General features: G+C 72.6%; 18 protein-coding genes. 1 reads left to right on the top strand and 17 read right to left on the bottom strand.

All coding sequences use genetic code 11. From position 1 onward, the window contains the following. Positions 1 to 6: 6 nt before the first annotated feature. The 16 genes from argF to CP967_RS06725 form a co-directional block, all read right to left on the bottom strand. Positions 7 to 1,026, bottom strand: coding sequence for an ornithine carbamoyltransferase (argF, locus tag CP967_RS06650; protein WP_150487054.1), 1,020 nt, complete (start codon positions 1,024 to 1,026; stop codon positions 7 to 9). Between the two features lie 194 nt (positions 1,027 to 1,220). Next, entirely contained in the window at positions 1,221 to 2,453 is a 1,233-nt protein-coding gene (locus tag CP967_RS06655; RefSeq protein WP_150487055.1) for an arginine deiminase, read from the bottom strand. A 169-nt stretch (positions 2,454 to 2,622) separates the two neighbouring features. Further along, positions 2,623 to 5,385, bottom strand: a complete 2,763-nt coding sequence (locus CP967_RS06660; RefSeq protein WP_229888341.1) for a polynucleotide kinase-phosphatase — start codon at positions 5,383 to 5,385, stop codon at positions 2,623 to 2,625. Beyond that, the gene (locus CP967_RS06665) at positions 5,382 to 6,860 is read right to left on the bottom strand and encodes a 3' terminal RNA ribose 2'-O-methyltransferase Hen1 (protein WP_150487056.1); all 1,479 of its coding nucleotides are present in this window, start codon (positions 6,858 to 6,860) and stop codon (positions 5,382 to 5,384) included. The genes CP967_RS06660 and CP967_RS06665 overlap by 4 nt, the downstream gene beginning before the upstream one ends. Positions 6,861 to 7,018: 158 nt before the next feature. Further along, positions 7,019 to 7,948 (bottom strand): homocysteine S-methyltransferase, encoded by a 930-nt coding sequence (gene mmuM, locus CP967_RS06670; protein WP_150487057.1) that lies wholly within the window; start codon positions 7,946 to 7,948, stop codon positions 7,019 to 7,021. 80 nt (positions 7,949 to 8,028) lie between these two features. Continuing rightward, positions 8,029 to 8,952: an LLM class F420-dependent oxidoreductase gene (locus tag CP967_RS06675; RefSeq protein ID WP_150487058.1), complete on the bottom strand. Its 924-nt coding sequence runs from the start codon at positions 8,950 to 8,952 to the stop codon at positions 8,029 to 8,031. A gap of 121 nt (positions 8,953 to 9,073) precedes the next feature. After that, a complete protein-coding gene (locus CP967_RS06680) occupies positions 9,074 to 9,661 on the bottom strand; it encodes a DUF6099 family protein (RefSeq protein WP_150487059.1) in 588 nt (195 codons plus the stop codon). Between the two features lie 135 nt (positions 9,662 to 9,796). After that, complete coding sequence (locus CP967_RS06685; RefSeq protein WP_150487060.1) at positions 9,797 to 10,156, bottom strand: nucleotide pyrophosphohydrolase; 360 nt, start codon at positions 10,154 to 10,156, stop codon at positions 9,797 to 9,799. Beyond that, positions 10,153 to 11,349: an AAA family ATPase gene (locus CP967_RS06690; protein WP_150487061.1), complete on the bottom strand. Its 1,197-nt coding sequence runs from the start codon at positions 11,347 to 11,349 to the stop codon at positions 10,153 to 10,155. Before CP967_RS06690 ends, CP967_RS06685 begins: the two co-directional genes overlap by 4 nt. A gap of 55 nt (positions 11,350 to 11,404) precedes the next feature. Further along, complete coding sequence (locus CP967_RS06695) at positions 11,405 to 11,815, bottom strand: cell division protein SepF (RefSeq protein WP_150487062.1); 411 nt, start codon at positions 11,813 to 11,815, stop codon at positions 11,405 to 11,407. 132 nt (positions 11,816 to 11,947) lie between these two features. Then, complete coding sequence (locus tag CP967_RS06700) at positions 11,948 to 13,213, bottom strand: cytochrome P450 family protein (protein WP_150487063.1); 1,266 nt, start codon at positions 13,211 to 13,213, stop codon at positions 11,948 to 11,950. Further along, a complete protein-coding gene (locus tag CP967_RS06705; RefSeq protein ID WP_150487064.1) occupies positions 13,210 to 13,824 on the bottom strand; it encodes a GTP-binding protein in 615 nt (204 codons plus the stop codon). Before CP967_RS06705 ends, CP967_RS06700 begins: the two co-directional genes overlap by 4 nt. After that, positions 13,802 to 14,155: a DUF742 domain-containing protein gene (locus CP967_RS06710; RefSeq protein WP_150487065.1), complete on the bottom strand. Its 354-nt coding sequence runs from the start codon at positions 14,153 to 14,155 to the stop codon at positions 13,802 to 13,804. The genes CP967_RS06705 and CP967_RS06710 overlap by 23 nt, the downstream gene beginning before the upstream one ends. Beyond that, positions 14,152 to 14,574 carry a roadblock/LC7 domain-containing protein gene (locus CP967_RS06715; RefSeq protein WP_150487066.1) on the bottom strand — a complete coding sequence of 141 codons (423 nt, stop codon included), beginning with the start codon at positions 14,572 to 14,574 and terminating at the stop codon, positions 14,152 to 14,154. Before CP967_RS06715 ends, CP967_RS06710 begins: the two co-directional genes overlap by 4 nt. Further along, positions 14,571 to 16,127 carry an ATP-binding protein gene (locus CP967_RS06720; protein ID WP_150487067.1) on the bottom strand — a complete coding sequence of 519 codons (1,557 nt, stop codon included), beginning with the start codon at positions 16,125 to 16,127 and terminating at the stop codon, positions 14,571 to 14,573. The genes CP967_RS06715 and CP967_RS06720 overlap by 4 nt, the downstream gene beginning before the upstream one ends. 75 nt (positions 16,128 to 16,202) lie before the next feature. Next, entirely contained in the window at positions 16,203 to 17,201 is a 999-nt protein-coding gene (locus CP967_RS06725; RefSeq protein ID WP_150487068.1) for an MBL fold metallo-hydrolase, read from the bottom strand. Between the two features lie 399 nt (positions 17,202 to 17,600). Here CP967_RS06725 and CP967_RS06730 point away from each other — a divergent pair, with 399 nt between their 5' ends. Beyond that, on the top strand, positions 17,601 to 18,491 hold the full coding sequence (locus CP967_RS06730) for an SIS domain-containing protein (RefSeq protein WP_150487069.1): 891 nt from the start codon (positions 17,601 to 17,603) through the stop codon (positions 18,489 to 18,491). A gap of 285 nt (positions 18,492 to 18,776) precedes the next feature. Here the strand turns inward: CP967_RS06730 and CP967_RS06735 are convergent, their stop codons facing one another. Further along, entirely contained in the window at positions 18,777 to 19,391 is a 615-nt protein-coding gene (locus CP967_RS06735) for a prolipoprotein diacylglyceryl transferase (RefSeq protein WP_150487070.1), read from the bottom strand. Positions 19,392 to 19,560: the final 169 nt, after the last annotated feature.

Raw genomic sequence — 19,560 nt, forward strand, 5'->3', positions numbered from 1 at the left:
CGGTACTCAGGCGCCCGGCGTGCCGCCGTCCGCCACGGTCGCCACCATGACGGCCTTGATGGTGTGCATCCGGTTCTCGGCCTCGTCGAAGACGAGGGAGTGCGCGGACTCGAACACCTCGTCGGTGACCTCCAGCTCGGTCAGCCCGTGCCGTTCGTGGATCTCCCGGCCCACCTTCGTGCCGAGGTCGTGGAAGGCCGGGAGGCAGTGCAGGAACTTCACCGCGTCGTTGCCGGTGGCGCGCAGGACGTCCATGGTGACGGCGTACGGTGCGAGGGCGGCGATGCGCTCGTCCCACACGTCCTTGGGCTCGCCCATGGACACCCAGACGTCGGTGGCGACGAAGTCGGCGCCCCGGACGCCCTCGGCGACGTCCTCGGTGAGGGTGATCCGGGCTCCGCTGACGGCGGCCAGCTCGTGGGCCCGGTCCACGATCCCCTGGTCCGGCCAGTAGGAGGACGGCGCGACGATCCGTACGTCCATGCCGAGCAGGGCACCGGTGACCAGGTAGGAGTTGCCCATGTTGAAGCGGGCGTCGCCGAGGTAGGCGAAGGCGGTCTCCTCCAGCGGCTTCTCACTGTGCTCGGTCATCGTCAGCACGTCGGCGAGCATCTGCGTGGGGTGCCAGTCGTCGGTGAGCCCGTTGAAGACGGGGACGCCGCCGTACGCCGCGAGCTCCTCCACCACCTGCTGGCTGTCACCGCGGTACTCGATGCCGTCGAACATCCGGCCCAGCACCCGGGCGGTGTCCCGCACCGACTCCTTGTGCCCCATCTGGGAGCCCGAGGGGTCGAGGTAGGTGGTGGAGGCGCCCTGGTCGGCGGCGGCCACTTCGAAGGCGCACCGGGTGCGGGTCGAGGTCTTCTCGAAGATCAGCGCGATGTTCTTGCCGCGCAGCCGCTGCACCTCGCGGCCCGCCTTCTTGGCCGCCTTGAGCTCGGCGGCCAGGGTGACCAGGCTGCGGAATTCCCCGGCCGTGAAGTCCAGCTCCTTGAGGAAGTGGCGGCCTGCGAGGTCTGTGGCCATGGTGACTGCTCCTGGTCGGACGGCGCATACAACGAGTAATCCTGGAAGTGTATACGCAAGTATGCATCGCTATACAGCCGACCCCCTTTCGATCGCACGCCTGTCCACTCACACCGTCGTTCGACACTCCGTCCGTCGCTCCGCGGGGACGGGCGGCCCCGCCGCTCCGCGGGAGCGGGTGTCCGGAGCGTGGGTCACACCGGGTCGCGTACGACGGGGCAGCTCATACAGCGCGGCCCGCCCCTGCCTCTGCCCAGTTCGCTGCCCTGGATCTCCAGGACCTCGATGCCCTCCCGGCGCAGGTGGCCGTTGGTGGTGGCGTTCCGCTCGTACGCGACGACGACGCCCGGTTCCACCGCCAGCACGTTGCAGCCGTCGTCCCACTGCTCGCGTTCCGCGGCGTGGACGTCCTGGGTGGCGGTGAGGACGCGGATGGAGTCCAGGCCGAGCGCGGCGGCCACGGCCCGGTGCATGTGCTCGGGCGGGTGGTCGGTGACCTTCAGTTCCCGGGGGCCGCCACCCGGCTCGATCGTGTAGGAGCGGAGCATGCCGAGCCCGGCGTACTGGGTGAACGTGTCGTGGTCGATCATCGTCATCACCGTGTCGAGGTGCATGAACGCGCGCCTCTTGGGCATGTCCAGGGCCACGATCGTCCGCGCCGACCCGGCGTCGAAGAGGCCCCTGGCCAGCATCTCCACGGCTTGCGGGGTGGTACGTTCGCTCATTCCGATGAGGACGGCGCCCCGGCCGATGACGAGGACGTCGCCGCCCTCGATGGTGGACGGGTAGTCGTTCTGGCCCTGCGACCAGTGGTGGAAGACACCCGCCTCCGGTCCGGTGAACAGCGGGTGGTGGCGGTAGACCGCCTCGAAGTGGACGGTCTCGCGCCGCCTGGCCGGCCGGCTCATCGCGTTGATGGACACACCGTCGTAGATCCAGGCGGAGGTGTCCCGGGTGAACAGGTGGTTGGGCAGCGGATCGAGCAGGAAACCGTCCAGGTCCATGACGTGGAACCGGACGGAGGTCGGCTCGGGATACCGCTCCAGGAACTCCCGCTTCGTCATCCCTCCGACGAGCGCCTCGGCCAGTTCGTCCGAGGGCAGGGCCTCGAACACGGCGCGCAGGTGCTCGGTGGCGAGCGGGCCGTACTCCTTCTCGTCGAAGACCCGGTCGAGCACGAGCCGCCGCGCCACCGGGATGTCCAGCGACTCGCGGAGCAGGTCGCCGAAGAGGTGGACCTCCACGCCCCTCTCCCGCAGCACCCGGGCGAAGCCGTCGTGCTCCTCCTTGGCCCGGCGCACCCACAGCACGTCGTCGAAGAGCAGGGCGTCCTTGTTGCTGGGGGTGAGCCGCTTGAGCTCCAGGCCGGGGCGGTGCAGGATGACGCGGCGCAGCCGCCCGGCCTCTGAGTCGACATGGAATCCCATGCCTTCATCCTCACCGGGGAAGGCGCCGTTCATCCCGCGGACCGCCTGCGGATCGGGGCCTGTCGGGCGGGCCCGGACCGGACGGGCCCTGCGACGCCCCCCGTCCCGGGCCCCGGGCGCCGCCGGCGCTCCCGCACGGTGTCCGTGGGCGGGGAGCGCCGGGCCGTTCTCACAGCCTGGGGTCGACCGGCTCCGATTCCAGGGCCAGCACCGCGAAGACCGCCTCGTGGACACGCCACAGCGGTTCCCCTTCGGCGAGCCGGTCCAGCGCCTCCAGGCCGAGGGCGTACTCGCGGAGCGCGAGCGACCGTTTGTGGCCCAGGAAGCGGGAGCGCAGCCGCTCCAGGTTGTCCGGACGGGTGTACTCCGGACCGTAGATGATCCGCAGGTACTCCCGGCCGCGCACCTTGACGCCCGGCTGGACGAGCCGGCCCTTCGGGTCCCGGACGAGGGAGCCGAGCGGTTTGACGACCATGCCCTCGCCGCCGCGGCCCGTCATCTCCAGCCACCAGTCGATGCCGGAGCGGACCGACGCCTCGTCCCCGGTGTCGACGACCAGGCGCCGGGTGGCCTGGAGGAGTCCGGTCGGGTCGTGCTCGACGAGCCGGTCCAGCCAGGCCAGCTGCTCGTCGTGCGGCACGGCGGCGAGCGAACGGCCCCGCACCGCGAGTATCTGGAACGGTGCGAGCCGCACCCCGTCGAGCCCTTCGGTGCTCCAGCAGTAGCGGCGGTACGCCTCGGTGAAGGCTGCCGCGTCCTCGGCCCGTTCCCGCTGCCGGTCCTCCAGGGGGCCGACGTCCGCACCGCGGGCCCGCGCCGCGGCGAGGGCCTCCCGGGCTGCGGGCAGCACCGCGCCGGAAGCGGCCCCGACGGCCGCGTACTGCGAGCGCAGCAGCCCCGACGCCTTGAGGGACCACGGCATCATCTCGGCGTCGAGCAGGACCCAGTCGGTGTCCCACTCCTCCCACAGCCCGGCGGCCGTGACGGCCCTGCGCAGCCGGTCGAGCACCGCCTCGGTGAGCGCCCGGTCGTCCAGGAAGGGGCGGCCGGTACGGGTGTGCAGGGCGCCGGTGGGGCCTTCCCCGCTGCCGGAGGCGTGGGAGGCGCCCCCGACGCCGAACCGCTCGCGGGCGACGTCCGCGTCACGGCAGACGAGCGCGACCGCGCGGGAGCCCATGTGCTTCTCCTCGCACACGACGGTGGTCACACCGTCGGCCCGGTACCGCTCGAACGCCTCCGCGGGGTGCTCCAGATAGCCCTCCTCCCGCGAGGTGTCGACCGGTGCCATGGTGGGCGGGAGATAGGCGAGCAGCCGCGGGTCCACCGCGAACCGGCTCATCACCTCCAGCGCCGCCGCGGCGTTCTCCTCGCGCACCGCGACCCGGCCCATCTGCCGGGTTTCCACCACCCGGCGGCCCTGTACGTCGGCGAGGTCCAGCGGGCGGCCCTCCCGGCCCCCGGGCGCCTCGGTGGCCAGCGGCTTCACCGGCTCGTACCAGACCCGCTCGGCCGGCACGTCGACGATCTCGCGCTCCGGCCAGCGCAGTGCGGTCATCTTCCCGCCGAAGACGGCGCCGGTGTCCAGGCAGAGGGTGTTGTTGACCCAGGAAGTGGTGGGCACGGGGGTGTGGCCGTAGACCACGGCGGCGCGGCCCCGGTACTCCTCGGCCCACGGGTAGCGCACGGGCAGGCCGAACTCGTCGGTCTCCCCGGTCGTGTCGCCGTACAGGGCGTGCGAGCGGACCCGGCCGGAGGTGCGGCCGTGGTACTTCTCGGGCAGCCCGGCGTGGCAGACCACCAGCCTGCCCTCGTCGAGGACGTAGTGGCTGACCAGGCCGTCGATGAACTCCGCGACCCGGGTGCGGAACTCCGGGTCCCGGGCGTCCTCCCGGTCCAGCTGCTCGACGGTCTCGGCGAGCCCGTGGGTGTGCTGGACCTTTCGCCCCTTGAGATAACGGCCGAGCTTGTTCTCGTGGTTGCCGGGGACGCACAGGGCGTTGCCCCCGGCCACCATGGACATCACCCGGCGCAGCACGCCCGGGCTGTCCGGGCCCCGGTCGACGAGGTCGCCGACGAAGACGGCGGTACGCCCCTCGGGGTGCGCGCCGTCCTCGTACCCCAGCTTGCCGAGCAGTGTCTCCAGCTCGGAGGCGCAGCCGTGGATGTCACCGATGATGTCGAACGGGCCGGTGAGGTGGCGGAGGTCGTTGTAGCGGCGCTCCAGGACGATCTCCGCACCGGCCACCTCCTCCTCGCTGCGCAGGACGTGCACCTTGCGGAAGCCCTCACGCTCCAGGCCCCGCAGCGAACGGCGCAGCTCACGGCGGTGGCGCTGGACTACATGGCGGGGCATGCCGGCGCGGTCGGGGCGCAGCGCGTTGCGTGCCAGGCAGACCTCCTCCGGCAGGTCCAGCACGATGGCGATGGGCAGCACGTCGTACTGCCTGGCCAGCTGGACGAGCTGTCTGCGGCTCTCGGGCTGGACGTTGGTGGCGTCGACGACGGTCAGCCGTCCGGCCTCCAGGCGTTTGCCCGCGATGTAGTGCAGCACGTCGAAGGCGTCGCGGCTGGCGCTCTGGTCGTTCTCGTCGTCGGCGACCAGGCCGCGGCAGAAGTCCGAGGAGATGACCTCGGTGGGCCTGAAGTGCTCACGGGCGAAGGTGGACTTGCCGGAGCCGGTGGCACCGATGAGGACGACGAGGGAGAGGTCGGTCACCGGCAGCGTGCGCGGACCTCCGCGCGCGCCGCCGCCATCGGACGCCGTACCGCGGCCGCCCGCGTGCCCACCGGACGCGGGGGCGTCAGGTGCGGGGGATGCGGGGGCGTCAGGTGCGGGGGATGCGGGGGCGTCAGGTGCGGGGGCGGCGGATGCGGGAGCGCCGGTCGTGGAGTCATCGGCCATGGGGGTGCCGGTCATGCGGTTGTCGGTCATGCGGCCTTCGCCTCCTTCGTCTTCCCGTTCTCCGCCGCGTCCCTGGTGAACACGGCCATCTGTGTGGGCGGCCCCACTTCGGGGTCGTCCGGGCCGACCGGGACGAAGTCCACGGTGTACCCGTGGCGTCCGGCCACCTGCCCCGCCCAGTCCCGGAACTCCTGCCGGGTCCATTCGAAGCGGTGGTCCCCGTGGCGTACGTGCCCGGCGGGGAGCGTCTCCCAGCGGACGTTGTACTCCGCGTTGGGTGTCGTCACGAGGACGGTCGTGGGCCTGGCCGCGCCGAACACCGCGTATTCCAGGGCGGGCAGCCGGGGCAGGTCGAGGTGCTCGATCACCTCGCTGAGCACCGCCGCGTCGTACCCCTTCAGCTGCTTGTCGGTGTAGGTCAGCGAGCCCTGCCGGAGTGTGACCCGGCCGGCCTGGCGCTCTCCCAGGCGGTCCAGCTTCAGCCGCCGCGCGGCCACGGTCAGGGCGCGCACCGACACGTCGACCCCCACGATCTCCGTGAAACGCACGTCCTTGAGGAGCGCCTGCACCAGCTGGCCCTGTCCGCAGCCGAGGTCCAGGACGCGGTGGGCGCCGGCGGCGCGCAGCGCGCCCAGGATCGCCTCCCGCCGCTGTCCGGCCAGCGGTACCGGCTTCTCCTCCGTGTCGGTGGTCTCGTCTACCGCGTTGTCGACGCTCTCCACCTCCAGGTCGTCCGTCTCGGCCAGCCGCACCAGTTCGAGCCTCTCCATCGCCTGCCGGGTCAGGCTCCAGCGGCGGGAGAGGTAACGGCTGGTGATGAGTTTCTGCTCGGGATGCTCGGCCAGCCAGCCCTCGCCCGCCCTCAGCAGCTTGTCGACCTCGTCGGGCGCGACCCAGTAGTGCTTGGCGTCGTCGAGCACCGGCAGCAGTACGTACAGCTGCCGCAACGCGTCCGCGAGCCGCAACTCCCCCTCCAGCACCAGCCGTACGTAGCGGGAGTCGCCCCACTGCGGGAACTTCTCGTCCAGCGGCACGGGGGTGGCGTCCACCCGCGCCCAGCCGAGCGGTCCGAACAGCTTCCGCACCAGTTCGGCGCCTCCGCGCGCGGGCAGCGCCGGCACCTCGACCCGCAGGGCCAGCGGCTCCTGGGCCCGTTCCGGCATGGCCCGGCAGACGCCGTTCAACGCGGACTTGAAGACCGCCGCCATGGCGACCGAGAGCAGGGACGACGCCGCGTACGGCCGGTCGTTGACGTACTGCGCGAGCGCCGCGTCGGGCGCGCCGCCCCTGCCCTTGCCCTTACCGCGCCGCACCAGCGCCACGGGATCCACATCGAGGAGGAGAGCCGCCGTGCACCGCTCCTGGGACGCTTCGGGGTAGAAGACGTGTGCGGTGCCGTGCGCGGTGGAGAACGCCTGCGCCTTCCCGGGATGCTTGTGCAGCAGGAAACCGAGATCGGTGGCGGGGCGTTCGGGGCTGCCGGTGGTGCTGATAGTCAGGAACACCCGTCCGAGTATGGTCCGAGGACCCGCCCCCGACCAGGGAATTTCCCCGTCACGGCGGCTCCGGAGTCACGGTGGCTCCAGGCCCTGGCAGCTCCGGGCCCCGGCAGCTCCGGACTCGCGGCGGCTCCGGAGTCACGACGGCCCCGGCGGCCCCGGAGTCACGGCGACTCCGGCGCGGCGGCCAGGCGTGCGATGTCCCGGGGGCCGACCCTGCAACACCCTCCCACCAGCCGGGCCCCGGCCCGGTGCCAGTCCCGCACCCGCTCCGGGGTGAAGGTGCCGCGCCCGGTCCACCCCCTGCCCGCCGCGTCCCACTGCTCACCGCTGTTCGGGTAGACGACGACCGGTTTCCCGGTCACCTCGGCAGCCGTCGCCACCGCCTCGCCGGCGTCCGCGGGGTCACAGCAGTTGACCCCGACGGCTATCACCTGGTCCTCCCCCGCCGCCAGGGAGAACGCCTCCGTGAGGGGCTGGCCGGCCCGGGTGCGCCCGCCCGCCACCGTGTAGGAGAGCCAGACCGGTGTCCCCAGACCCCGGACGGCTTCGAGCATGGCCTCGGCCTCGTCGATGTCCGGCACCGTCTCCAGGGCGAGGACGTCGGGCCCGGCCGCCGCCAGCGTCTTTGCCCTCGGGCGGTGGAAACGTTCCAGCTCACGGACGCCGAGCCCGTAACGGCCGCGGTACTCGCTGCCGTCCGCGAGCATCGCGCCGTACGGGCCGACGGAAGCGGCGACCCAGACCTCACGGCCGGCCGCCGCACCGGCCCGGCGCGCCAGCGCCACGCTGCCGGCCATCAGCTCGGCCGCCCGCTCCCGCCCGGTACCGCGCCGCCCGAACCCTTCGAACGTCGCCTGGTAACTGGCGGTGATGAGCACCTGGGCCCCCGCCCGTACGTAGGCGGTGTGGGCGGCCTCCACCTGGTCGGGCGCGTCCGCCAGCAGACGGGCCGACCACAGGGCGTCGGACAGGTCGCAGCCCTGGTCCTGCAGTTGGTTGGAGAGCCCTCCGTCCAGCACCAGGGTCTCCTCGGCGAGTACGTCTGCGAGAAGCCGCCCGGGCCTCGGTGAGGTCCGTTCGGAAGAATCCACGGCCGTTCCTTCCCTGTCGCGTCCCACGGGGTCCCGCCCGGCCGGCCCGGGGGCGGCCCGGCCGTCAGGCGGGGGTGCCGTCAGGCCAGCTGTGTCTGGACCTGCGAGGAGATCAGCTCCAGGTGGTCCAGGTCGTGCAGGTCCAGCACCTGGAGGTAGATACGGGAGGACCCGATGGCCGCGTACCGGCCGATCTTGTCGACGACCTCCGCGGGGGACCCCGCCAGACCGTTCGCCCGCAGGTCCTCGACGTCGCGGCCGATCGCGGAGGCCCGGCGTGCGACCTCGGCGTCGCTCTTCCCCACGCAGACCACCAGGGCGTTGGAGTACACCAGGTCCTCCGGCGCCCGGCCGGCCTTCCTGGCCGCCTCCTTGACCCTGCCGAACTGCGTCTCGCTGTCCTCGACGGACGCGAAGGGGATGTTGAACTCGTCGGCGTACCGCGCGGCGAGACGAGGGGTGCGGACCGCGCCGTGCCCGCCGATCAGGACCGGCACCTTGGCCTGCGCCGGCTTCGGGAGCGCCGGCGAGTCGGTGAGCTGGTAGTAGGTGCCGTCGTAGCTGAAGGTCTTGCCGGCCTCGGTCTCCCACAGCCCGGTGATGATCGCCAGCTGCTCCTCCAGCCGGCCGAACTTCTCCTTGGGGAACGGGATGCCGTACGCCTTGTGCTCCTCCTCGAACCAGCCGGCGCCCAGTCCCAGGTCGACCCGGCCGCCGGACATCTGGTCGACCTGGGCGACCTGGATGGCCAGCACACCGGGCAGACGGAAGGTGCCCGCCGTCATCAGGGTGCCGAGGCGGATCCGCTTGGTCTCCCGGGCCAGTCCGGCCAGGGTGATCCACGCGTCGGTCGGGCCGGGCAGACCGTCCCCGGCGCCCATGCGGAGGTAGTGGTCGGAACGGTAGAAGGCGTCGAAGCCGAGTTCCTCGGTGGCCTTGGCGACGCTGAGGAGGGTGTCGTAGCTCGCCCCCTGCTGGGGCTCGGTGAAGATTCGAAGATCCATGCCTCCATCCTGCACCTTCGCGACGGCGGCCCCTCCCCTCACCCTCCAGGACGGGGCCGCCCCCGGCCGGGAGCCCCGTGTCCGGGAGCCCGGTGTCCGGGAACCCCGTGTCCGGGCCGGCTCATGGCGGCCCGGACACGATCCCGGCGGGCCCGCTGAGCGCCCCGTGGGAGCCGCGCGGGACACGTGCGCCGCGGGCCGCGCCGGGAGCGTGTGCCCCCGGGCCGCCGTCCCGTTCGTGCACGCCTTCCCGGTCCCGCTCATGGGTCTGCGCGGCGAGCCGCCTCAGCATGCCCTGCACCCGGTCCACCGCTTCGTCGACGGCGTCTATGGCCTCGATGCACGGCCAGTAGAGTCCCTCCTCGGTGTCACAGGCCACCCCGACGAGCGCGATGCCCGTCTCTCCCAGCAGATGCCCCAGAGCGGTCAGCGTCTGCCGTACATCAGCGACTTCGGTGAGCTGGGCCGCCCTCACTCCCCCGGCGGGAGCGGGCATCGCCGGGTGGTCGGGCATCTGGCCGCCCGGTCCTCCGGTCTCGCCGAGCTGGCGCGCCTCGGTCCGCAGCTCCACAGGTCCGCAGCGGGCCAGCCGGCCCCCGACCGCCCGGGCGAGCGCCTGGGCCTGCCAGGCCTCCGTCATGACGGCGGGGCCGCCCCTGCTCGCCGCCAGTGCCCGCCTGCCCGTCTCGATGAGCCGTTCCGCTTCCATGCGATTCCCCCGTCGCCCGTGCCCTCTGTCAGAAACCCGCTCACTTCTTCCATTACCCACAGTGAGTTGCCAGCTACACAAAATCCAGAGGAAATCGGAAATCTGTGGACAGGGTGCTGAATGTGGAAAAGATGATCACTCCGAAGAGTGACGTTCGGTGGACCGGTCGCCTTCCGTCACGGGAAAGCGCTTCTCGTTCCGTTCGATCTTGGCGGCCAGGGCGGCGAGGGGATCCACCCCGAGCACTTCGCAGAACTGCAGCAGATACGCCAGGACGTCGGCCACCTCGTCCTCGACCTGGTGGGCCGTGCCGGGGTCCTCCATCACCCGGGACGACTCCTCGGGCGTCAGCCACTGGAAGATCTCCAGGAGTTCGGAGGCCTCCACGCTCAGCGCGGCCACCAGGTTCTTCGGGGTGTGATAGGGCCCCCAGCCCCGCGCCGACGCGAAGTCGGCCAGTCGCCGCTGCAGTTCCGCAACATCCAGTTCCTTCATTCCGCCAGGTCTACCACCACGGCACCGGTCGCCGCACGGGCCCTCCGCGCGGCGGGTTCCCCGACCGTCCCGAGCAGCCGCATATGCCCTCCGGCGCAGATCGAAGCCGCCAGGGACAGCAGTTCGTCCGTCTGCCGGACGTCCAGGTCCCGGTCGAGGCCGTCGGCCAGGACGGTCAGCGTCTGCATCGCCGACGGCACCTCCGCGGCCGGCTCCACCACCAGCACATGGGGGCCGGTCAGCAGGACCAGCGCGAAGGCGAGGTACCTGAGTTCCCCCGAGCCGAGCCGCCCCAGCGGGGTGCCTGCGCCCCCGCCCCGGTCCACGCGGGCCCGCACCCTGCCGTCCGCCAGACGTTCCACGCCGAGGCCGGCCACCGGGCCCGCGCATCCCGCGCCTGCGGTGGCGACCAGCCTGGCGTGCCGCTGGGCGCACTGGCTGTGCGTACGGTGCAGCACCTCGGCGAGGTTGTCGCAGGAGGAGGTGAGCCGCCCCTCGCCCAGCGGCACCGCGTCCCGCATGTGCCGCGGCTGCGGATCGCAGACGAAGGCCGAGCGGAGCGCCACCACCACCTGCTCGGCGGCGGACAGCACCCGCCGCTCCCCGGCCGTGGCACCGGCCAGCCGCAGCGGAAGCAGCGCCGTACCGAGCCGGTCGTCCGGGAACGGGACCCGGGCGACGGGCACCTCCCCCGCCGTGTGCCGGACCGCTTGCAGCACGGATCTGCGCGGGTCCCGCAGGGCGGTGCTCAGCAGGGGCCCCCGGCCGTCGGACAGCCGCTCCCCGACGATACGGAGCTCCGGTTCGGCCTGTACGGCCAGTTCGAGGTCCACCGGCCCCGCCGGACCGTCCACCGCGCAGCCCAGCCGGAAGCCCCGGCGTCCCTGGGCGTCCGCCGCGGAACGCTCGGGCACCCAGGCCGACGGGTCGGGGAACACCTCCTCCAGCGGATCACCGGCGGCGAGCCGTGCCAGCGCCCCGTACCCGCTCAGGGCCGTCGACTTCCCGGTGCCGCTCGCTCCGGTGAGCAGGGTGAAGGGGCCGAGGGGGATGACGGTACGCCGGTGTGACGCGAAGGAGCCGAGGCGCAGTTCGCTGACGACGGGGCGGGTGGGCCGGGCCGCGCCCGCCCGGTCCGGGGCGGGGGGCCGGGGCGCCGACGGCGCCGGGCCGGCCGTGGAGGTCACAGTCATGAGCGGACCGTACGCACCCCCGTGCCCGGCGAACCGTTCCGTCCGCGGGCCCTTCCTACGATTGGGGTACGCCCGCCGCGGTGACCCCCTCGACCTCCATGTCCCCCGGTGCGAGCAGGAAGACGTTACGGTCCACCCGGTGCATCCCGCTGCCGAGTCCGAAGACCACACCGCTGCTGAAGTCCAGGATCCGCTTGGCCACATCGGTCTCGGCACCGGTCAGGTCGAGCAGGACCGGGATCTGCGCCACCAGGTACTCGGCCACCTCCCGGGCGTCCGCGAACACCTGCACCCTCAGCACGACCAACCGCCGCTGCTCGGCCGCGTCCCGCTCCCGCTCCCGCTCCGTGCGGTGGTCGACCCTCGACGGCCACTCGTCGCGGCCTCTGAGCGGTACGACCTGGGCGAGTCCTTCCCACTGCTCGTCCGTGGCGTCGTACCTGTCGTACCTGTCGTACCTGCTCACAGATCCACCCCGTCCATGTGCCGGTTGGCTGTGCGCCGGCTGCGCTCGCTGTTCATCGGGCAATTCTCTCGTCCCTCACCCGTTCGGCGTACCACCGACACGGGTGGGAACGCGATCGGCGGCCGGACGCCGTCAGCCCGCGGCCGGGGCCGGGTGGGCGCCGAGCGGGGTGAAGCGGACGGGAAGGTGGGCGGGGGCGCGGTGGAAGGGGCCGGGCCTCCAGACCAACTCGGCGGGGTCGACGGACAGTTCGAGGTCGCAGAGCTGGCTGGTGAGCTGCTCGATCGCGGTCGCCGCCATCAGCAGGGCGGGCTGTTTCGCCGGGCACCGGTGCGGCCCGGTGGACCACGCCAGGTGCGCGCCGTCACCGGAACGCACCGCCGGGTCCGAGACGGCGGGGAGCGACTGCGTGTTGGCGGCGGCGAAGGAGACCAGGACGAGCTGGCCCGCGCGCAGCTGGACACCGTGGAACTCGGTGTCGTGACGCGGGTAGTGCGCGCCGAGGTTGGCGATCGGGGGGTCGCGCCACAGCACCTCGTCGATCGCCTCCTGCGCCGTCATCGCGCCACCGCGCAGGGAGTGGGCGTGACCCGGTCCGCTGAGCATGCGCAGCAGGGCGATGCCGATCAGGTTGGTCGTCGGGTCGTGGCCCGCGCTCATGATGAGGGTGATCTGGCGTACGGCCTCGTCGTCGTCCAGCGCCGCGGGGTGCGCGAGCAGGTAGCTGGTCAGGTCCCGGGCGGGTTCGGCGCGCCGCCGTGCCACCAGGTCCGTGATCACCCCGACGAGGTCGGCGTACGCCGCTGCGGCGTTCTCGGCGGATTCCATCATCCCCATGACCCCGCCGAGCAGGCGTTCGCGGTCCTGCCGGGCCACCCCGAAGCAGGTGGTGAAGACGTGCAGGGGGAGTCTGCGCGCGTACTGGGCGATGAGGTCGCCGGTGCCGGCGGCCGAGAACGCTCCGATGAGTTCCTGTGCCGCACGGGCGACGTCCGCCCTCAGCACATGGGGTTCGAGCAGGGCGAGGGTGTCGTTGATCGCCTCGCGGTAGCGGGCGTGGACGGCGCCGTCGGTGAAGAGGGCGGTCGGCCGGTGGCCGAGGACGGGCAGCACCGGGGAGTTCGCGGGGACGCCCGCCTGCCAGGCCCGCGGGTCCTTGGTGAAGGTGTCGGTGTCCCTCAGGAGGTCGATGGCCGCCTGGTAGTCGGTGACCAGGAGGGCGTCGACGCCCGGGGCGATGCGGATCCGGCCCACCGGGCCCTGGGAGCGGAGCCTGTGGTAGCGGCTGTGCGGGTCGGCTGCGAAGCCGGGCCCGTAGAGCTCGACCGGCTCGTAGGGCGACGTGACCGGTCCGGAGGGTGCCGTGCGAGGCGTCCGGGGGACGGGCGGAGGGGTCATGACGCTTCCCGGGGCGCGGAGAGACGGGTCAGTGCGTGTTCGGCCAGAGCGATCAGGGCGTCGATGCTGCCCCGGCGTTCACGGGCGTCGCACTGCACCAGGGGGGTCTGCGGATCGAGGTCGAGGTGTTTGCGCAGGACCTGGTCGGGGTGGTCGGGCGCGTCGGGGAAGCGGTTGACGGCGACGGCGTACGGCAGGCCCTGCTCCTCCACCATGTCCATGACGGCGAAGGAGTCCTCCAGCCTTCGGGTGTCGACCATGACCAGGGCGCCCAGCGCCCCGCGCGCGATGTCCTCCCAGAGCGGGAGGAACCGTTCCTGTCCCGGTGTGCCGAACATGTAGAGCACCAGGTCGTCCTGGACGGTGAGCCTGCCGAAGTCGACGGCGACCGTCGTCGTGGTCTTCTCCGGGAAGCCGGCGGTGTCGTCGACTCCGGCACCGGCCTGGGTCATGGTCTCCTCGGTGTGCAGGGTCTCGATCTCCGACAGGGTGCGGATCAGGGTCGTCTTGCCCACGCCGAAGGGGCCCGTGACGACGAGTTTCATCAGGGTCTCGGCAGCGCTCGGCAGGTAGCCGACGCCGCCCCGGTCAGTGGAGGGAACGGAGTCCAACGAGCAGCCTCTCGACGAGCGACCGGTCGATCTCACCGGCACGGGGTATCGGGGGCCGGCCGCGCAGGTGTCCCGAGGCCACGAGATCCGTGGCCAGGAAGACCGTGGCGCTGACCGGCAGTTCCAGATGGGCGGCGCACTCGACGACGGTGAGCGCCCCCGGTTCCAGGAGTTCGCACAGCCGGTGCTGTTCGGTGCCGGCGCCGGGCGGCAGGTCCTTGTCCGTGCGGATGAGCACGGCGAGCCGGTCGAGCGCGGGCCCGGCGGGCACGGTACGTCCGCCGGTGACCAGATAGGCGGGGATCAGGCGGCGCCCTGGGCCGGGGGTCATGGCCGGGCGGTGGTGTCCGGCCGGCGGGTGGGAGCGTGCATCGCCCGGGTCAGCGCGGTGACCTGCACCTGCATCTGGTAGGCGATGTTCCCCAGGTGCGCGTCGGGGGCGGCGAACAGGGCCAGAGTGGTGTTCTTGCCCGCGGGTACGACGACGGCGAATCCCAGTTCGGACTCGACGACCGTCTGCGCCAGGCGCGGTGACTCGGCGTCGGTGAACGCGGTGGTGAAGGCGCGGGCCGCGGCGTGCAGCGTGGCGGTCATGGCGGCGACGCGTTCGGCGGAGGCGCGCTCCAGGCCGGGTGACGCGCCCTCGACGAGCCCGTCGCCGGTGGCGACCACCGCGTGCTGGACACCGGGGAGTTCCAGCAGGGGGGTCAGCACCCAGGCGAGATCACCGGTGGTCGGGGTGGTGCTCACGTCTCGTCGTCTCCTTGGTCGTCCGATGGGGATGCTGCGGGCCCGGATGCGCTCCGGCCGCTGAGGGTGCCCTGTTGCAGTGCGGTCCAGGCGGCACCGGCCTGTTCGGGCGTACGGAGACCGGCCTCGGCGGTTTCCCCGTCCCGGGCCCCCGAGGCGCCCCGGTCCTCCGGCACCCGCCTGGTCCGGCGGCGCCTGCTGGGCAGCCCCGGTACCAACGGCCCGGCGGGGGCCGCGGTGCCGTCCGCGGGGGCGGGACGCTCCGGCAGGCGGGACGCGGCCGGTTCCGGGGCCGCGGGTCCGGGCGCCACGGGTTCCGGGGCCGCGGGCTCAGGTTTCGCGGGCTCAGGCACCGGTCGCGGTGCGGCGGTCCCGCCGTGGCCCCGGCCGCGGGACGCGTCCTCGGCGGCTTCCGTTCCCGCGTCCGCTTCCGTGCCCGCTTCCTTGTCCGCGCCCGTTTCCGCGTCCGCTTCCGTGCCCGTGTCCCCGGCGGGGTACGGATACACGGGCGCCGGGGCGAGCACCGAGAGGGTGCTGTCGTCGTTCATCACGGTCAGCAGATGGGCCGGGACGCGCAGCATCGCCCGCATGCCCCCGTACGGCGACGGCTCGATGTGGCAGCTGAAGCCGTAGCGCGCCACGAGGCGTCCCACCACGGCGAAACCGGTCTGCGGCGGGTCGCCGAGTTCGGTCAGCAGCACCTCGGAGGGGCCGTCCAGCAGTGCCCTGGCCCGCTTGAGGGCGTCGTCGTCCATACCGATCCCGGCGTCGTCGACCAGGATCAGGGCACCGCGTCCGGCGGCCTGCTGGACCGTCACCGGCACCTCGGTGTCCGGGTGCGAGTACGCCGTCGCGTTGGCCAGCAGTTCGGCGAGCGCGATGGCCAGGGGTTCCGCGGCACGGGCGACCAGCGCGAGGCGTTCCTGCCGCAGGTGGTTGGCGACCTTGATCCGCTCGTACCCGCCGACCCGGGACTGGGCCCCCAGCACGATCTCGACCAGCGAGGAGTTCTGCCGGGCGAGCCCCGGCCAGGCGTCGCAGAGCACCGCGGTGGCCTGGGTGCGGCGCAGGGCGAGTTCGTTGCGGAAGTCCAGTTGCAGGATGCGCGGGTCGTCGTACTCGTGCTGGAGCTCCTGCAACAGGTGCTGCGACTGGTTCAGCAGGGACTGGATCTTGGCGGAGGAACCGCGCATGGCCGACCTGGCGGCGGCGTCGACACGCCGGCGCTCGTCGAGGATCGCCTCACGCGCCGCCCGTACCGCATCGGTCAGCAGCCGTGCCGCGTCGCCCTCGACCTCGGACGCCTCCCGCAGTCCCGGTACGACGGCCGCCCGATGGGTCAGGGCGGTGGCCGCCGCGGGGATCCGCCGCTCGGCGAGCTGGCGTATCTCCCCGGTCAGGGCGAGGGTGCGGGCTTCGGCCGCCCGGGCCTGCCGCTCGGCCGTCTCGGCGCGGGCCGACGCCGCGTACGCGTCGCGACCGGCCTGGTGGGCCCGTACGGCGTGCCAGACCGCCACGGTCACGGCGGCCAGTGCCACGATCCATCCCACCATGCCGTCACCGTCTCCTTGTCGTCGGCCGCGGGCCGCGTACCGCGGGGCGGCCGGGGCGGTGGTACCGGCCGGCCGTCACGCGGGGCCGCCGTCGGCGACGGCGGACTCCACCTCGTGGGCGACGGCGGCCACTTCGGACATCACCTGGAGCACTCCGGGCATGTCGTCCCGGCCGTCGAGGTGCCGGTACTCGCTCCCGATCGTCACCACCAGCCGCTCGGGCAGCCCCAGGGCCGGGTAGCGGTGCTCCCGGATAACCCTGCGTGCGGCTTCCGGGGCGGGCACCCCCTCCGTGTGGAACGCGTGCGCGCGTTCGCGTACGTAGGAGAGGTAACCGATGTGCTCCCGCACGCCCGCCCGGTCCAGTACCGGTCCGTGGCCGGGCACGATCACCTCGGCACCCGTCGCCAGCACCCGTTCGCACGCGGCGATCACGTTGTCCAGCGGGCCGGCCCAGTGCACCGGGTGGTCGCCCGGGTGGTCGGCGCTGGAGGAGAAGATCACGTCGCCGCTGAACACCGTGCGCTGCGCGGGCAGATGGACGATCAGGTCACCCGAGGTGTGTGCGGGCGGCAGGGAGCTGACCTGGACGGTGAACTCCCCCAGCGTCAGTTCGAGCTCACCGGTGAAGTACGTCGTCGGCCGTACGGGCTCGGTCGACGACCAGTCGAAGACACCGAAGTGGCGGCCGAGATACGCGCCGAGCGGTGTCGCCGGATCGCTGTTGGTCACCAGCATGTGCTGCTGCTGGGGCGTCGGGTCGTAGTGGATGTGCTCCCGCGCTTCCCGAGTCGCGATGATCTCCGCCCCCGGCAGCACACCGGCGCCCCAGAAGTGGTCCCCGTTGGCGTGGGTGACGACGATGCGGTCGATGGTCACACCGTCGGGAAGGCGCTTCTCGCTCTCGGCGAGGAACTGTCCGGCGAGCAGGGGATCGTACGGCGTGTCGATCCACAGCGCTCCCTGCGGGGAGACGAGCAGACCGCAGTTGGCCAGTCCCCACCCGCGCTTCGGCGGCAGCCAGGCGTACAGGCCCGCACCGAGGTCAACGACGTCCCCACCCGTGATCGACATGCGCCGATTATGCCGACCTGAAACCGGGCGCGCGTTCGAACCCGGCCATCAGGAGCGGCCGATGACGCGAATTCGACCCTGACGGTGCCGGCCGGTCACTTACCGGCGACCGTCCGGGCGGCGGAGAACACGGCTCCCACGGGGGATTTTTCGCGTGATTCCCTGGATTGAACGGGGAGCGGGGCATGCGGGACCCACAGCTGCCCACCCGGGGACGGCGGAATCAGATCCGGCCGACTACCCACCGAGCATGGCCGAAAACAGCCGCTACTCCACACCTTTCCCTGCCCTCTCCATGCTTGTTACTGCTCGTTTAGGCCATATAACATGCAACTTCGAGCAGGCTGACGACTATTTCACCCACACGCACGGTCAGCAGCGGAAGCGGAGTGCAGAGTCATGTCACATGTCGAGAACGAGACCGCCGACCAGCCTGGGTGCTGGCGCCGCGCGGCACGGCTCGCGGCCGGCCCGGCGTCGTCGGTCCTTCCCGCCGCCGGTGAGCGCGTCGCCGTCGTCGGCTGCGGGACCTCCTACTACATGGCCCAGGCCTTCGCGGCACTCCGCGAGGAGTCCGGCCAGGGCGAGTCGGACGCCTTCGCCGCCTCGGAGTTCCCTTCCGGCCGCGCATACGACCGGGTGGTCGCGCTGACGCGCTCGGGCACGACGACCGAGGTGCTCGGCCTGCTGACCCGGCTGCGGGGCAGAACGCCGACGGTGGCCGTCACCGCCGACCCGCGGACACCGGTCAGGGAGGCCGCGGACGACCTGGTGGTGCTCGACTTCGCGGACGAACGGTCCGTGGTGCAGACCCGGTTCGCCACCAGCGCCCTCACCCTGCTCCGCGCCCACCTCGGGCTGCACGACGACGCGGTCGTACGGGACGCGGAGACGGCGCTGTCCGAGCCCCTGCCCGAAGGGCTGCTGGAGTGCGCGCAGTTCAGTTTCCTGGGGCGCGGCTGGACGGTCGGGCTGGCGAACGAGGCGGCTCTCAAGATGAAGGAGGCGTCGCTGTCCTGGACCGAGTCGTATCCGGCGATGGAGTACCGGCACGGCCCCATCAGTATCGCCACGGCCGAAACGGCCACCTGGATGTTCGGTACGGCGCCGGAGGGGCTGGCCGAGCAGGTACGGGCCACCGGGGCCCGCTGGGTGGAGGGCACCCTCGACCCGCTGGCCGAACTGGTCCGGGTGCAGCGCCTGGCGGTCGCCCGGGCGGCGGCCCGGGGGCTGGACCCCGACCTTCCGAGGCATCTGACCCGCTCGGTGGTCCTCGGCCCGACCGCCTGAGGCCCCGGCCGCCGGGGAGGCCGACCGCCGGTGGACCCGGCCGCCGGGGAGGCCGACCGCCGGGGGTCCCGGTGATCCGAGAGCCCGGTCAACCCGGGCCCGGTGGGCCGGGCCCAGCGCCCCGGTAGCCGCGCCCGGCGGACGCGCGGCCCGGAACGCGGCATCGGCCTTCACCACCCGGCCGGGTGGTGAAGGCCGATGTCACACGCGGCACGCGGCACGCCGGTCCCGTCCGGCGTCCCGCGCCGGAACCGCGTACATGCGGAACAGGGCGATACGGCGGGGTCAGGACTCCTCGAAGTAGGCGTCCAGCGCCTCGTCGAGTTCCGCCGTCCAGGTCTTGAGGTCCTTTCTGGCACCGGCCTCGACCTCGGCGTTGAACCACCGCCGGCTCGACAGGTGCACCGTGACGGTGAACCTGCGGCCGAAGCGGGGCGTCTTGACCTCGACCGCTCCGATCTCGGACCAGTCGAACTCGGCCTCCTGGTCGTCCAGCTGGAAGCGGACACCCTCGCGGTCCACCCGGATGGCGCCCCGGCGGTCGCTGACCTCGAAGACGGGACCGCCGCTCCTGCCGGAGCCCTCACCCTTGCCGGAGTCCTCGGGGTCCTCCGCGCCTTCGGAGTCCTCCACCTCCTCGGCGCCGCCGGCCTTCTCCGGAGCCTTGTCCGCGTTCGCGGCCTCTTCCTTGTCCATGATCACGTCGGCGGCGCCCACGGCCCCGGTACCGGCCTCGGCAGGCGCCCGGGACGCCTCCGGTTCCTCCGGTTCCTTCGGCGCCCCCGGCGTTCCACCACCCTCCGCGAGCACCGGTGCGGGGGCCGTCAGGCCGGGGATGAACGCCGGGTCTGTCCCTGCGGCGAACTCGGGCTTGTTGTTCGAATCTATGCGCTGCTCCACGGCGGGCAGTATGGACGACGAACCTGTACGTGACCAGTCACGCCGCTCCGGCGCGCCGCCACGGCACCGCGCGCACCCCCGCCGAAGGCCCCGGGAACGGCGGCCGGGCGGACGGGAAACAGCCGGGCTCCGGTTCACCGGAACGTGGCGGCACGCCGGAACTCGGCGG

The organism is Streptomyces nitrosporeus, assembly GCF_008704555.1.
GTDB classification, from domain to species: Bacteria; Actinomycetota; Actinomycetes; order Streptomycetales; family Streptomycetaceae; genus Streptomyces; species Streptomyces nitrosporeus.

Bases quoted from the DNA above. Each gene is read 5' to 3' on its own strand.
- argF (WP_150487054.1), bottom strand. From the start codon at position 1,026: ATGGCCACAGACCTCGCAGGCCGCCACTTCCTCAAGGAGCTGGACTTC.
- CP967_RS06655 (WP_150487055.1), bottom strand. From the start codon at position 2,453: ATGGGATTCCATGTCGACTCAGAGGCCGGGCGGCTGCGCCGCGTCATC.
- CP967_RS06660 (WP_229888341.1), bottom strand. From the start codon at position 5,385: ATGACCGACAACCGCATGACCGGCACCCCCATGGCCGATGACTCCACG.
- CP967_RS06675 (WP_150487058.1), bottom strand. From the start codon at position 8,952: ATGGATCTTCGAATCTTCACCGAGCCCCAGCAGGGGGCGAGCTACGAC.
- CP967_RS06680 (WP_150487059.1), bottom strand. From the start codon at position 9,661: ATGGAAGCGGAACGGCTCATCGAGACGGGCAGGCGGGCACTGGCGGCG.
- CP967_RS06685 (WP_150487060.1), bottom strand. From the start codon at position 10,156: ATGAAGGAACTGGATGTTGCGGAACTGCAGCGGCGACTGGCCGACTTC.
- CP967_RS06690 (WP_150487061.1), bottom strand. From the start codon at position 11,349: ATGACTGTGACCTCCACGGCCGGCCCGGCGCCGTCGGCGCCCCGGCCC.
- CP967_RS06700 (WP_150487063.1), bottom strand. From the start codon at position 13,213: ATGACCCCTCCGCCCGTCCCCCGGACGCCTCGCACGGCACCCTCCGGA.
- CP967_RS06710 (WP_150487065.1), bottom strand. From the start codon at position 14,155: ATGACCCCCGGCCCAGGGCGCCGCCTGATCCCCGCCTATCTGGTCACC.
- CP967_RS06720 (WP_150487067.1), bottom strand. From the start codon at position 16,127: ATGGTGGGATGGATCGTGGCACTGGCCGCCGTGACCGTGGCGGTCTGG.
- CP967_RS06725 (WP_150487068.1), bottom strand. From the start codon at position 17,201: ATGTCGATCACGGGTGGGGACGTCGTTGACCTCGGTGCGGGCCTGTAC.
- CP967_RS06730 (WP_150487069.1), top strand. From the start codon at position 17,601: ATGTCACATGTCGAGAACGAGACCGCCGACCAGCCTGGGTGCTGGCGC.